Origin of the sequence: Pseudomonas sp. CH235 (genome assembly GCF_004368175.1) — a bacterium.
GTDB classification, from domain to species: domain Bacteria; phylum Pseudomonadota; class Gammaproteobacteria; order Pseudomonadales; family Pseudomonadaceae; genus Aquipseudomonas; species Aquipseudomonas paraglycinae.
Map to the genome: position 1 here is coordinate 61,084 of NZ_RRZJ01000029.1, position 12,316 is coordinate 73,399.

Below are 12,316 nucleotides of genomic sequence, written 5' to 3' on the forward strand. Positions count from 1 at the left end.
ACCGCAGGCATTAAATTCCGTCCAGCGAGCGATCTCCTGATCCAGAAAAAATATCAAAGGATCGCGGCGGTGTTCGATTCTGCAGTTCCTGCGGATTTGCAAGCAAGTCGTTACGGCGCCATCCCTTCAACGATGACAATCTCCGCCCTCGCCCACTCCTCGCGAAAACTTTTCGCTTCCTGATACGCCGCCGAGCGGTAGCACGCCACGGCCTGCTCATAACTGTCGAATTCAATCACCACGCTGCGCTGCGGCGTCGTCCGTCCTTCCATTGCTTCGCTGCGCCCGCCTCTGGCTAAGAACCTCGCGCCGTACTCGGCGAACGCCTTTGGCGCGCGTTGGGTGTATTGGCTGTAGTGATCGGGATCGGTGATGTCCACGTGAGCAATCCAGTACGCCTTCATAGTGACCTCTTTGTTGATTATGTATTATGGTATACCACGAATTTCACCCCACATCGAGAGTCCAGCATGGCCTTCAACAGCATCGAAGAAATCATCGAAGATTATCGCCTCGGCAAAATGGTGTTGCTGGTCGATGACGAAGACCGGGAAAACGAAGGTGACCTGCTGCTGGCCGCCGACCGTTGCACGCCCGAGGCGATCAGTTTCATGGCCCGTGAGGCTCGAGGCCTGATTTGTCTGACGTTGACTGACGATCATTGCCAGCGCCTGGGGCTGGAACAGATGGTGCCGAGCAATGGCAGCGTGTTCAGCACGGCGTTCACGGTTTCCATCGAAGCGGCGGTCGGTGTGACTACCGGCATTTCTGCTGCCGACCGCGCTTGCACGGTGGCCGCTGCGGTGGCGCCGAATGCCCGCGCTGAAGACCTGGTGCAGCCGGGCCATATCTTTCCGCTGCGCGCCAAGGAAGGTGGCGTGTTGACCCGTGCCGGTCACACCGAGGCCGGTTGTGATCTGGCGCGGTTGGCGGGTTTTACGCCCGCTTCAGTGATCGTCGAAGTGATGAACGACGACGGCACCATGGCCCGTCGTCCGGATCTGGAAGTCTTCGCGCGCAAGCACGGGATCAAGATCGGCACCATCGCCGACCTGATCCACTATCGCCTGAGCACTGAACACACCATCGAGCGCATCGGCGAGCGGGAACTGCCGACGGTGCATGGCACCTTCCGTTTGATTACTTTCGAAGATCGCATCGAGGGCGGCGTGCACATGGCGATGGTCATGGGCGAGCTGCGCCGTGAGGAACCGACGCTGGTGCGCGTGCATGTGATCGATCCGCTGCGCGATCTGGTGGGTGCCGAGTACAGCGGGCCGACGAACTGGACGTTGTGGGCAGCACTGCAACGGGTCGCGGCCGAAGGGCATGGCGTGGTCGTGGTGCTGGCCAATCATGAGTCTTCCCAGGCGCTGCTGGAGCGCATTCCGCAACTGACTCAGCCGCCTCGGCAGTTCAGTCGCTCGCAATCGCGAATCTATTCAGAGGTCGGCACCGGGGCGCAGATTCTGCAGAACCTGGGCGTCGGCAAGCTGCGCCACCTGGGCCCGCCGCTGAAATATGCCGGTTTGACTGGCTACGATCTTGAGGTGGTTGAGAGCATTCCGTTCACCGAGTGATTCGATGTTGCATTTCAAGCGGCTAATGCTGCCCTCACCCCAGCCCTCTCCCAGAGGGAGAGGGAGCCGACCGAGTTGTTTTACCGCTATACATCGACCTGAAACTCAGAGTCGAACTCGAGTTTTGAACAGCATAGAGATCTGCTCCCTCTCCCTCCGGGAGAGGGCTGGGGTGAGGGGTTGGATCTAAAATTCAGCCAAAATCCCCACATCGAACACCTCAAAAACCATAAGCCGCCAGATAGCCGGTACGGCAAAGTGCTTGCACAAAGTTTGGAATACCATAATATGATATTCCATAGACCGGATGACCTGAAAAACCGTCCAGCTACTGCTCCCGACAGGCGGGCAACAACGCAAGCCCGCTCAAAAACACAACAATGAGGGCGTAAAAATGGTGTTGAACAAAGCTGCAACCGCGATCTTTTTCGCGGGACTGCTGAGCGTGACCGGTCAGGCCGCGATGGCCGCCGAGAGTGTGAACTTTGTCAGCTGGGGCGGTAGCACCCAGGATGCGCAGAAACAGGCCTGGGCCGATCCGTTCAGCAAGGCCAGCGGCATCACCGTCGTGCAGGACGGCCCGACCGACTACGGCAAACTCAAGGCCATGGTCGAGAGCGGCAACGTGCAATGGGACGTGGTCGATGTCGAAGCTGACTTCGCCCTGCGCGCCGCCGCCGAAGGCCTGCTCGAACCCCTCGATTTCAAACAGATCCAGCGCGACAAGATCGACCCGCGTTTTGTCAGCGACCACGGCGTCGGCTCGTTCTTCTTCTCCTTCGTCCTCGGCTACAACGAGGGCAAGCTCGGCGCCAACAAGCCGCAGGACTGGAGCGCGCTGTTCGACACCAAGACTTTCCCCGGCAAACGCGCCCTCTATAAATGGCCAAGCCCCGGCGTGCTCGAACTGGCCCTGCTCGCCGATGGCGTAGCGGCCGACAAGCTCTACCCGCTGGACCTGGATCGCGCCTTCAAGAAACTCGACACCATCAAGAAAGACATCGTCTGGTGGGGCGGCGGCGCGCAGTCGCAGCAACTGCTGGCCTCCGGTGAAGCGAGCATGGGCCAGTTCTGGAACGGCCGGATTCATGCCCTGCAAGAAGATGGCGCACCGGTGGGCGTGAGCTGGAAACAGAACCTGGTCATGGCCGACATTCTGGTGGTGCCAAAGGGAGCGAAAAACAAGGACGCGGCGATGAAGTTCCTGGCCAGCGCCAGCAGTGCCAAAGGCCAGGCTGACTTCTCCAACCTGACCGCCTACGCCCCGGTCAACGTCGACAGCGTGGCGCGTCTGGACTCGACGCTGGCCCCGAACCTGCCGACTGCCTACGCTAAGGATCAGATCACTCTTGATTTCGCGTACTGGGCCAAGAACGGTCCGGCCATCGCGACACGGTGGAACGAATGGCTGGTCAAATGAAAATGGCGGCCACCGCATCCCGTCCCTCCACTGCCACCGGGAGCGCCCCGAGCGCTGCCGGCCCGGCTTCAGGCAAGGCGAGTGCCATGGCGCAAGCCCCGTCCCTCAAGCAACGCTGGCGCGGCGCCGGCAACCTCGCGCCGGCGCTGTTGTTCCTCGGTCTGTTCTTTCTCGCCCCGCTGATTGGTTTGTTGCTGCGCGGCGTGCTGGAACCGGTGCCGGGCCTCGGCAACTATGAGCAACTGTTCGCTAACTCGGCCTACGCCCGGGTGCTGTTCAACACCTTTTCGGTAGCGGGATTGGTGACGGTGTTCAGCCTGCTGCTGGGCTTCCCGCTGGCCTGGGCAATCACCTTGGTGCCACGGGGCTGGGGCCGCTGGATCCTCAACATCGTGTTGTTGTCGATGTGGACCAGCCTCCTCGCCCGCACCTATTCCTGGCTGGTGCTGTTGCAGGCTTCGGGTGTCATCAATAAAGCCTTGATGGCCATGGGCATCATCGATCAACCGCTGGAAATGGTGCACAACCTGACCGGCGTGGTGATCGGCATGAGCTACATCATGATTCCGTTCATCGTGCTGCCGTTGCAGGCGACCATGCAGGCCATCGACCCGATGATCCTGCAGGCCGGTTCGATCTGTGGCGCGAGTCCCTGGACCAACTTCTTCCGGGTGTTCCTGCCGCTGTGCCGGCCGGGTCTGGCATCCGGCGGCTTGATGGTGTTCGTGATGTCGCTCGGTTACTACGTCACCCCGGCGCTGCTGGGCGGGGCGCAGAACATGATGCTGCCGGAATTCATCATTCAGCAGGTGCAGTCGTTCCTCAATTGGGGCCTGGCCAGCGCCGGCGCCGCGTTGCTGATCGTCATCACCCTGGTGCTGTTCTACGTCTACCTGAAGCTGCAACCGGAATCCCCGGTTGGCGCCAGTAACGCGAGGTAAGCCGACATGCTCTTGACGCCCAATGCCATGAGTCGCCGGATGCGCTTCGGCCTGTATTTCACCACCGGGCTGATCGGCCTGTTCCTGCTGTTGCCGATCGTGTTCATCGTCCTGCTGTCGTTCGGTTCGTCCCAGTGGCTGGTGTTCCCGCCACCGGGCTGGACGCTGAAATGGTACGTGCAGTTCTTCTCCAACGCCGACTGGATGAGCGCAGCGCTGGCCAGCCTCAAGGTCGCGGTGCTGACCACGATCTGCGCCGTCGCCCTCGGTTTGCCGACGGCCTTTGCGCTGGTGCGCGGGCGCTTTCCCGGCCGGGAAATGCTCTACGGTCTGTTCACCCTGCCGATGATCGTGCCACTGGTGATCATCGCGGTGGCGGTGTACGCGCTGTTCCTCAAGCTCGGCTACACCGGGACGATGTTCGCCTTCGTCGTCAGCCATGTGATCGTCGCCCTGCCGTTCACCATCATCTCGATCATCAACTCGCTGAAGCTGTTCGATCAGTCGATTGAAGACGCGGCGGTGATCTGCGGTGCGTCACGCCTGCAAGCGGTGTTCAAGGTGACCTTTCCGGCGATTCGCCCGGGGATGGTGGCCGGCGCCCTCTTCGCCTTCCTGGTTTCGTGGGACGAAGTGGTGCTCAGCGTGATGATGGCCAGCCCGACCCTGCAAACCCTTCCCGTGAAAATGTGGACCACCCTGCGCCAGGACCTGACGCCCGTGATCGCCGTCGCTTCGACGCTGCTGATCGGCCTGTCGGTATTGGTCATGGTGATCGCCGCCGCGCTGCGCCGGCGCAACGAAATCAGCGCCTGAGCGCCAGGAGTACGACATGAGTGCCGTGATCAAAGACGCATCCCAGCAGAGCGACAAACCCCTGGTCAGCCTGCGCAACCTGAACAAGCACTACGGCGATTTCGCCGCCGTGGACAACATCTCGCTGGACATCAAGGACGGCGAATTCCTCACCTTTCTCGGCTCCAGCGGCTCGGGCAAAAGCACCACGTTGTCGATGCTCGCCGGCTTCGAAACCCCGAGCAGCGGCGAGATCCTGGTCAACGGCCAGTCGCTGGTGAATGTGCCGCCGCACAAACGCGACATCGGCATGGTGTTCCAGCGCTATTCGCTGTTCCCGCATCTGTCGGTGCGCGACAACATCGCGTTCCCGCTGGCGATCCGCAAACTCGCTGCAGCCGAGCGTGATAAACGCGTCGATGCGATGTTGAAGCTGGTGCAGCTGGAACAGTTCGCCCATCGTCGTCCTTCGCAACTGTCCGGCGGCCAGCAGCAACGGGTCGCCATTGCACGGGCGCTGGTTTACGAGCCACGTATTCTGCTGATGGACGAACCGCTCGGGGCGCTGGACAAGAAACTTCGCGAAGACCTGCAGGATGAATTGCGCCAGCTGCACCGTCGCCTCGGCATCACCATCGTCTACGTGACCCACGATCAGGAAGAAGCCATGCGCCTGTCCCAGCGCATCGCGATTTTCAGTCACGGCAAGATTGTCGGGCTCGGCAGCGGGTATGACCTTTATCAGAATCCGCCGAATGCATTTGTGGCGTCGTTTCTCGGTAACTCGAACTTTCTCAAGCTCAAGGCGCAGGGCAATGCGGCGGCGAGTTTTGAGGGGCAGGCGCTGTCGATCCGTTTCACCGCTGGATTGCAGACCGGGCAGGATGTTTTGTTGATGGTGCGTCCGGAGAAGGCGTTGGCGTTGAGTGTGCAGCAGGCGGCGAGTGAGCCATTGGCAGCGGGCTGGAACGAGGTTTCGGCGAAGGTGGTCGAGGTGTTGTTTCTGGGTGAGAGTCAGACTTGCAGTGTGGTCACGTCAGGCGGGACTTCGATGACGGTGAAGGCGTTGTCAGCGGCGGGGATGCCGCTGAAGGCCGGGGATCCGGTTCGGGTGCGTTGGGCGACGGCGGATGCTTGCGTCTATACCGAGTGGGCTGAGAGCGATTTGAACAAAGCAGCGGGGGCTCATTAACACCGAGTCGCCTGCCCGCCCTCACCCCAGCCCTCTCCCGGAGGGAGAGGGAGCCGACCGAGGTGTCTTGCGCTGTACATCGACCTGAAAAACCGAGTCGATTGTGGATTTGGCACAGCATTCTGGTCGGCGGCGATTATGGATTCACTGCGGAGTTTTCAGGTCGGCGTAATTCTCCAATATTCCCCAATCGGCTCCCTCTCCCTCCGGGCGGTCCGACGTTTCGGGAGGGCTGGGGTGAGGGCCAGCAGGCGACTCGGTATCAGTTGATCGGCGCAAATCCATCAATTTCGTCAGGCCACGCCGTCAACACCTCAAACCCGTCCTCCGTCACCGCAATCATGTGCTCCCACTGCGCCGACAACGACTGATCCTTGGTCACCACCGTCCAGCCATCCGCCAGACTTTTCACATGGCGCTTGCCGGCATTGAGCATCGGCTCGATGGTAAAGATCATCCCCGCCTTCAGCTTCAAGCCCTGCTCCGGATAACCGTAATGCAGCACCTGCGGTTCATCGTGATAGACCTTGCCGATCCCGTGCCCGCAGTACTCGCGCACCACGCTAAACCCTTCTTTTTCCGCCAGACTTTGAATTGCATGGCCAATATCGCCCAGCGTAGCGCCCGGCCGTACGACGCGGATACCGGCGCACATCGCGTCGTAAGTGGTCTTGATCAGGTGCCGCGCCTCGGGCGTCGGTTCGCCGACCACGTACATGCGACTGGTGTCGCCGAACCAGCCGTCCTTGATCACCGCGATGTCGAGGTTGACGATATCGCCGTCCTTCAGCACACGCTTCGAAGGAATGCCGTGGCAGACCACCTCGTTGACCGACGCGCAAACAGTTTTCGGGAAGCCGTGGTAACCGACGTTGGCCGGTATCGCCTTCTGCACATTGACGATGTAGTCGTTGCACAACTGGTCGAGTTGATCGGTTGTCACGCCAGCCTTGACGTGCGGCACCAGCATCGCCAGCACCTCGGCGGCCAGTCTGCCGGCCTCGCGGGATTGGGCGATTTCGGCCTGGGTGTTGATCTTGATCGGGTTTCTCATGCCTTGGCCGCCTCTTTGACCGAGGCGTTCTGCGCGGCATCCGCCAGTGCGCAGACCTGCTGCAGATCCAGACCACCCGACTGTTCGGCGCGAATCAGCAACCGGCAAATGGCGTGGTGATCAAGATCGGGATACAGCTCGGCGAGCATGCCGATGCGCATCCAGTGTTCGGCCTGCGCGTTGATCGAGCGGCTGAGTGCGTTGCTGGAGATGCGCAGATTCTCGTGCATGTCCTCTGAAATCTTTACGATGCCCATGGCAATATCCGATACGAAGTGTATATGGATCGTATATTAATCGTGCATCGCCCGGGATTGCAAATTTGCGTGCCCGGTAAATCGCGGGCAAAAAAAAGCTGCCCGGAAGGCAGCCGAATCATGAAAAGCACGCGATGTATTGGGGGCAAGTATGGGCAGCCGATAATGACAGTGTCATGACAGCGATGAATTCACTGAACCGCCCCGCCCGCGTCATCAGGTTGTCATCGAACCCGCGGCAGAATCCTCGCAAACCGTCCCGCGCCTCCCGACGGATGATTTGCAAGGATCCCCATGAAAGAAGACACCTCGCTGTTTGCCGCCATCGACCTCGGTTCCAATGCCTTTCGCATGATGATCGGCCAGTCGGTGCGCAGCAGAAAGGGCTTCATGATTCAGGAGGTCAAGACCTTGCGCGAGCCGGTACGACTGGCCGAAGGCTTCGACGGTCGGGCACTGGATGAAATGGCGCTGGATCGCGGCTGGCAGGCGCTGGCGCGGTTCGGCAAGAAGCTACGCGGTTTCGAGCCCGGTCGTGTGCGCGCGGTAGCCACCAGCGCGGTGCGCGAGGCGGACAATGCGCAGCTGTTTCTGGCCAGCGCGGAACGGCATCTGGGGTTTCGCATCGATGTGATTTCCGGGCATGAAGAAGCGCGTCTGGTCTACGCCGGTGTGGCCCATACCCTGCCGGTCGCCGATGACATGCGTCTGGTGGTCGACATTGGCGGCGGCTCCACCGAGCTGATTCTCGGCCAGGGCTCGCAGCCGCTGCTGACCGAAAGCATTGCCATCGGCAGCGGCACCTTGAGCGCGCGCTACTTTCGCAACGGTGAAATTTCCGCCGGCGCCCTGCAAGAAGCCGAACGGGTGGCCATCCTGCAATTCGAAAAAGTCGCCCGCCGTTATCGCGCCCAGGGCTGGCAGCAGACGATCGGCTCTTCGGGCACCGCACGGATGCTCGCCAAAGTGCTCAAGGCCAATCGCCTGAACGATCATGGCGAGAGCGGCATCACCTACGGCGGCCTGTTGCGGTTGTCGTTGCGCCTGCTGGAAGTCAGCAATGTTCAACAGCTGAAACTGGCCGGCCTGCAACCCCACCGCCAGAGCATTCTGCCCGGCGGTCTGGTGGTCATGCTGGCAGCGTTCAAAGTGTTCGGGATCTCGCAAATGGTGCCGTCCGAACCCGGTCTGAGGCTGGGTGTGCTGCACGGTCTGATGAGCAACCACTGAGCGATTTTCGTTGCAGGATTTTCACTGCCGGATCAAGCGCTTCGTGACGCCGAAGACGCCCTTTCAATACTCGATGACGCCTGCGTATAAACCCCTGCAAATCACTTCCTTCCCCTCTCCGATTTCGTTCTATCGTTAGATCGAAATGGCTGTATTTCCGGCCGTTTAAAGGTTGCGACAGCTCATGTCTGAGCCTATGTTGCACGCGAGCTTTTTCCCCGCGAATGGAACGCGATCAACACCACAAAGAGGTGAAGAGATGTCAAAGGATTCACGCCCTGCCGTACTTGGGCTGATCGGCAATACGCCGCTGGTACAAGTCACCCGCTTCGATACCGGTCCCTGCACCCTGTTTCTCAAACTCGAATCACAGAACCCCGGCGGTTCGATCAAGGACCGCATCGGTCTGGCCATGATCGACGCCGCTGAACGCGATGGTCGCCTGCAACCGGGCGGTACGATCGTCGAGGCCACCGCCGGCAACACCGGTCTGGGCCTGGCCCTGGTCGGCCGCGCCAAGGGCTACCGCGTCGTGCTGGTGGTGCCGGACAAAATGTCCACCGAAAAAGTCCTGCACCTCAAGGCCATGGGCGCCGAAGTGCACATCACCCGCTCCGATGTCGGCAAGGGTCATCCCGAGTACTACCAGGATGTCGCCGCGCGTCTGGCCAAGGACATTCCCGGCGCGTTCTTCGCCGACCAGTTCAACAACCCGGCCAACCCGCTGGCCCACGAGTGCAGCACCGGGCCGGAAATCTGGGCCCAGACCGAGCATGACCTGGACGCGATCGTGGTCGGCGTCGGCTCGGCCGGCACGCTGACCGGCCTGACCCGTTTCTTCAAACGCGTGCAACCGGACCTTGAAATGGTCCTGGCCGACCCGGTCGGTTCGGTGATGGCTGAATACAGCCGCAGCAAGCACTTGGGCACCGCCGGATCCTGGGCGGTGGAAGGCATCGGCGAAGACTTCATTCCGTCGATCACCGACCTGTCGAGCGTGCGCAGCGCCTACTCGATCAGCGACGAAGAGAGCTTCGATCACGCCCGTCAGTTGCTGAAAGCCGAGGGCATTCTGGGTGGCTCGTCCACCGGCACCCTGCTGGCCGCCGCGCTGCGTTATTGCCGCGAACAGACCGAGCCGAAACGCGTGGTCAGCTTCGTCTGCGACACCGGCACCCGTTACCTGTCGAAGGTCTACAACGACCAGTGGATGACCGATCAGGGCCTGCTGCAGCGCAAACGCTACGGCGACCTGCGCGACCTGATTGCCCGACGTTTCGAAGACGGCAAAGTCGTCAGCGTCGGACCGGACGATACGCTGATGACCGCCTTCCAGCGCATGCGCCTGGCAGATGTTTCGCAACTGCCGGTGCTGGTGGATGGCAAGCAACTGGTCGGCGTGATCGACGAGTCGGACATTCTGGTGCGCGTGCACGAAGACGCCTCGCTCTTCAGCAAACCCGTGTCCAGCGCGATGACCGACAAGTTGCAAACCCTCGCCCCCGGCGCCACGCTGGCTGAACTGGAAGCCGTGCTCAGCAGCGGCCTGGTGGCCATCATCGCCGACGCTTCAGGCTTCCACGGCCTGATCACCCGCGTCGACATGCTCAATCAATTACGGAGATCCCTGGCATGAGCCAGCACGACAAGAACGCCCGTCAACAGGGCTTCGCCACCCGCGTGATCCACGCCGGGCAAACGCCGGACCCGACCACCGGCGCGCTGATGCCGCCGATCTACGCCAACTCGACGTACCTGCAAGACAGCCCCGGCGTGCACAAGGGGTTTGACTACGGCCGCTCGCACAACCCGACGCGTTTTGCCCTGGAGCGCTGCGTGGCGGATCTGGAGGGCGGCACCCAGGCGTTCGCTTTCGCGTCCGGGCTGGCGACGATTTCCACCGTGCTCGAACTGCTCGACGCCGGCTCGCACATCATTTCCGGCAATGACCTGTACGGCGGCACGTTCCGCCTGTTCGACAAGGTGCGCCAGCGCAGTGCCGGGCATCGTTTCAGCTTCGTCGATCTGGCGGATCTGTCGGCGTTCGAAGCGTCGTTACAGGACGACACGCGCATGGTGATTGTGGAGAGCCCGACCAACCCGCTGCTGGGTCTGTCCGACCTCGCCGCCATCGCGCGCATCTGCAAGGCGCGCGGGATCCTCTGCGTGGCCGACAACACCTTCGCCAGCCCGTGGATCCAGCGGCCGCTGGAACTGGGTTTCGACATCGTGCTGCACTCGACCACCAAATACCTGAACGGTCACTCCGACGTGATCGGCGGGATCGCGGTGGTCGGTGACAATCCTGCGCTGGCCGAGCGTCTGGGCTTCCTGCAGAACGCCGTCGGCGCCATCTCCGGCCCGTTCGACGCGTTCCTCACCCTGCGCGGCGTGAAGACTTTGGCGTTGCGTATGGAGCGTCATTGCAGCAACGCGCTGGAGCTGGCGCGCTGGCTGGAGCAGCAGCCGCAGGTCAAACGCGTCTACTACCCGGGTCTGGAATCGCACCCGCAGCACGAACTGGCCAAGCGTCAGATGCGTGGTTTCGGCGGGATGATTTCCCTGGATCTGAACAGTGATCTGGCGGGCGCCCGGCGCTTTCTGGAGAACGTGCAGATCTTCGCCCTGGCCGAAAGCCTTGGCGGTGTGGAAAGCCTGATCGAACACCCGGCGATCATGACCCACGCGACCATCCCGGCCGAAACCCGTGCCAAGCTCGGCATCGGTGACAGCCTGGTGCGTCTGTCGGTGGGCGTCGAGGACATCGAAGACCTGCGTGCGGATCTGGCGCAAGCGCTGGCCAGTATCTAACGCCCGAAAACGTCAAAGCCCGCACAAGGCGGGCTTTGGTGTTTGAGTAGGCGGCCAGTGCTGGTCTCTGGCTTACGAGGTTTCTCAGGACTCCCACAGTACAGGCAATGTGCTCTGCTGCTTCACACGGCATAAGGGCTGGAACCCAGCGCGGGGTTCTTTCTAACCGTGTACCCTTCGGAACGCGCCCAACGCTTCCTCGCTATCCGCTTGCGCATCAGTCTGCGTCTTCGCCTACATCCTTGAGCCTAGCAAACACGCTACATTGCGCTACGCGGTTTTTAGACTGATTGTTTTCTAGCGCAGGCCTTCAAGGAAGCGAACCGACTATCGCCTTCACGACCCTTCAGCCTGCCTTCCGCCGAGGGCGAACTATACTTTTCAGTTCGCTGTCCAGATTTCCTGTAAACCGTCGACACCCGTGCACCTTCCGGTGCCCCCGTGCCACTCACCAATCTGGTTGACCCCGGGCCGACGAGCCTTCCGTCAATGAACGAATGACGGGTAACGCTCGGTTGCTGTGTGGCTGATGGGGCGTGGAGAAAATCATGAAGCACACGCTTTGGCCGGGCCTCGTCCTGGCAGTTGCGGCAACGGTGGCAATGCCCAATGTCTGGGCAGCGCAGGCGCAGGCATTGGCGTCGGATGGGGCGGATCATGTGGGTGCGGGGGCTGTAGCTTCTGACGGCGCCGATCATGTTGGCGCTGGTGCAGTCGCATCTGATGGCGCAGATCATGTCGGTGCTGGCGCCGTTGCTTCAGACGGCTCCGATCATGTCGGCGCAGGCGCTGTCGCCTCTGATGGCGCGGATCACGTCGGCGCCGGAGCAGTTGCCTCTGACGGCTCAGACCATGTCGGCGCAGGGGCCGTTGCTTCTGACGGTTCCGATCACGTTGGTGCAGGGGCCGTTGCCTCCGATGGCTCCGACCACGTAGGCGCCGGAGCCGTAGCTTCTGACGGTTCCGATCACGTTGGTGCAGCTGCAGTCGCCTCTGACGGCGCCGATCACGCAGGTGCTGGGGCCGCTGCCTCTGA

General features: G+C 61.5%; 12 protein-coding genes. 9 read left to right on the forward strand and 3 right to left on the reverse strand.

Annotated elements, in window-relative coordinates; all coding sequences use genetic code 11:
- Positions 1–110 precede the first annotated feature (110 nt).
- Positions 111–404, reverse strand: coding sequence for a DUF1330 domain-containing protein (locus EIY71_RS23450; protein WP_134023304.1), 294 nt, complete (start codon positions 402–404; stop codon positions 111–113).
- Between the two features lie 66 nt (positions 405–470).
- Between EIY71_RS23450 and ribBA the strand changes: the two genes are divergently transcribed.
- From ribBA to EIY71_RS23475, 5 genes are all read left to right on the forward strand, one after another.
- On the forward strand, positions 471–1,580 hold the full coding sequence (gene ribBA / locus EIY71_RS23455; protein WP_064380429.1) for a bifunctional 3,4-dihydroxy-2-butanone-4-phosphate synthase/GTP cyclohydrolase II: 1,110 nt from the start codon (positions 471–473) through the stop codon (positions 1,578–1,580).
- Positions 1,581–1,974: 394 nt separating this feature from the next.
- The gene (locus EIY71_RS23460) at positions 1,975–3,000 is read left to right on the forward strand and encodes an ABC transporter substrate-binding protein (protein ID WP_134023306.1); all 1,026 of its coding nucleotides are present in this window, start codon (positions 1,975–1,977) and stop codon (positions 2,998–3,000) included.
- Entirely contained in the window at positions 2,997–3,941 is a 945-nt protein-coding gene (locus tag EIY71_RS23465; RefSeq protein ID WP_085746229.1) for an ABC transporter permease, read from the forward strand. The genes EIY71_RS23460 and EIY71_RS23465 overlap by 4 nt, the downstream gene beginning before the upstream one ends.
- 6 nt (positions 3,942–3,947) lie before the next feature.
- Positions 3,948–4,757, forward strand: a complete 810-nt coding sequence (locus tag EIY71_RS23470) for an ABC transporter permease (RefSeq protein ID WP_007957396.1) — start codon at positions 3,948–3,950, stop codon at positions 4,755–4,757.
- 16 nt (positions 4,758–4,773) lie between these two features.
- The gene (locus EIY71_RS23475) at positions 4,774–5,928 is read left to right on the forward strand and encodes an ABC transporter ATP-binding protein (protein WP_134023309.1); all 1,155 of its coding nucleotides are present in this window, start codon (positions 4,774–4,776) and stop codon (positions 5,926–5,928) included.
- A 262-nt stretch (positions 5,929–6,190) separates the two neighbouring features.
- Here EIY71_RS23475 and map read toward each other — a convergent pair whose 3' ends face one another.
- Positions 6,191–6,982: a type I methionyl aminopeptidase gene (gene map, locus EIY71_RS23480; protein WP_134023311.1), complete on the reverse strand. Its 792-nt coding sequence runs from the start codon at positions 6,980–6,982 to the stop codon at positions 6,191–6,193.
- Complete coding sequence (locus tag EIY71_RS23485; RefSeq protein WP_011334623.1) at positions 6,979–7,239, reverse strand: ParD-like family protein; 261 nt, start codon at positions 7,237–7,239, stop codon at positions 6,979–6,981. The genes map and EIY71_RS23485 overlap by 4 nt, the downstream gene beginning before the upstream one ends.
- A 294-nt stretch (positions 7,240–7,533) precedes the next feature.
- Here EIY71_RS23485 and EIY71_RS23490 point away from each other — a divergent pair, with 294 nt between their 5' ends.
- From EIY71_RS23490 to EIY71_RS28620, 4 genes are all read left to right on the forward strand, one after another.
- On the forward strand, positions 7,534–8,469 hold the full coding sequence (locus EIY71_RS23490) for a Ppx/GppA family phosphatase (RefSeq protein ID WP_129973423.1): 936 nt from the start codon (positions 7,534–7,536) through the stop codon (positions 8,467–8,469).
- A 259-nt stretch (positions 8,470–8,728) separates the two neighbouring features.
- Positions 8,729–10,105 (forward strand): pyridoxal-phosphate dependent enzyme, encoded by a 1,377-nt coding sequence (locus EIY71_RS23495; RefSeq protein WP_007957391.1) that lies wholly within the window; start codon positions 8,729–8,731, stop codon positions 10,103–10,105.
- Positions 10,102–11,280 carry a PLP-dependent aspartate aminotransferase family protein gene (locus EIY71_RS23500; RefSeq protein ID WP_102718130.1) on the forward strand — a complete coding sequence of 393 codons (1,179 nt, stop codon included), beginning with the start codon at positions 10,102–10,104 and terminating at the stop codon, positions 11,278–11,280. Before EIY71_RS23495 ends, EIY71_RS23500 begins: the two co-directional genes overlap by 4 nt.
- A 696-nt stretch (positions 11,281–11,976) precedes the next feature.
- Positions 11,977–12,216: a hypothetical protein gene (locus EIY71_RS28620; protein WP_166673446.1), complete on the forward strand. Its 240-nt coding sequence runs from the start codon at positions 11,977–11,979 to the stop codon at positions 12,214–12,216.
- Positions 12,217–12,316 lie beyond the last annotated feature (100 nt).

What these genes read in the sequence shown, in the direction of transcription:
- EIY71_RS23490 (WP_129973423.1), top strand. Translation starts at nt 7,534, where the DNA reads ATGAAAGAAGACACCTCGCTGTTTGCCGCCATCGACCTCGGTTCCAAT.
- EIY71_RS23460 (WP_134023306.1), top strand. Translation starts at nt 1,975, where the DNA reads ATGGTGTTGAACAAAGCTGCAACCGCGATCTTTTTCGCGGGACTGCTG.
- ribBA (WP_064380429.1), top strand. Translation starts at nt 471, where the DNA reads ATGGCCTTCAACAGCATCGAAGAAATCATCGAAGATTATCGCCTCGGC.
- EIY71_RS23465 (WP_085746229.1), top strand. Translation starts at nt 2,997, where the DNA reads ATGAAAATGGCGGCCACCGCATCCCGTCCCTCCACTGCCACCGGGAGC.
- map (WP_134023311.1), bottom strand. Translation starts at nt 6,982, where the DNA reads ATGAGAAACCCGATCAAGATCAACACCCAGGCCGAAATCGCCCAATCC.
- EIY71_RS23495 (WP_007957391.1), top strand. Translation starts at nt 8,729, where the DNA reads ATGTCAAAGGATTCACGCCCTGCCGTACTTGGGCTGATCGGCAATACG.
- EIY71_RS23485 (WP_011334623.1), bottom strand. Translation starts at nt 7,239, where the DNA reads ATGGGCATCGTAAAGATTTCAGAGGACATGCACGAGAATCTGCGCATC.
- EIY71_RS23470 (WP_007957396.1), top strand. Translation starts at nt 3,948, where the DNA reads ATGCTCTTGACGCCCAATGCCATGAGTCGCCGGATGCGCTTCGGCCTG.
- EIY71_RS23475 (WP_134023309.1), top strand. Translation starts at nt 4,774, where the DNA reads ATGAGTGCCGTGATCAAAGACGCATCCCAGCAGAGCGACAAACCCCTG.
- EIY71_RS23500 (WP_102718130.1), top strand. Translation starts at nt 10,102, where the DNA reads ATGAGCCAGCACGACAAGAACGCCCGTCAACAGGGCTTCGCCACCCGC.
- EIY71_RS28620 (WP_166673446.1), top strand. Translation starts at nt 11,977, where the DNA reads ATGTTGGCGCTGGTGCAGTCGCATCTGATGGCGCAGATCATGTCGGTG.
- EIY71_RS23450 (WP_134023304.1), bottom strand. Translation starts at nt 404, where the DNA reads ATGAAGGCGTACTGGATTGCTCACGTGGACATCACCGATCCCGATCAC.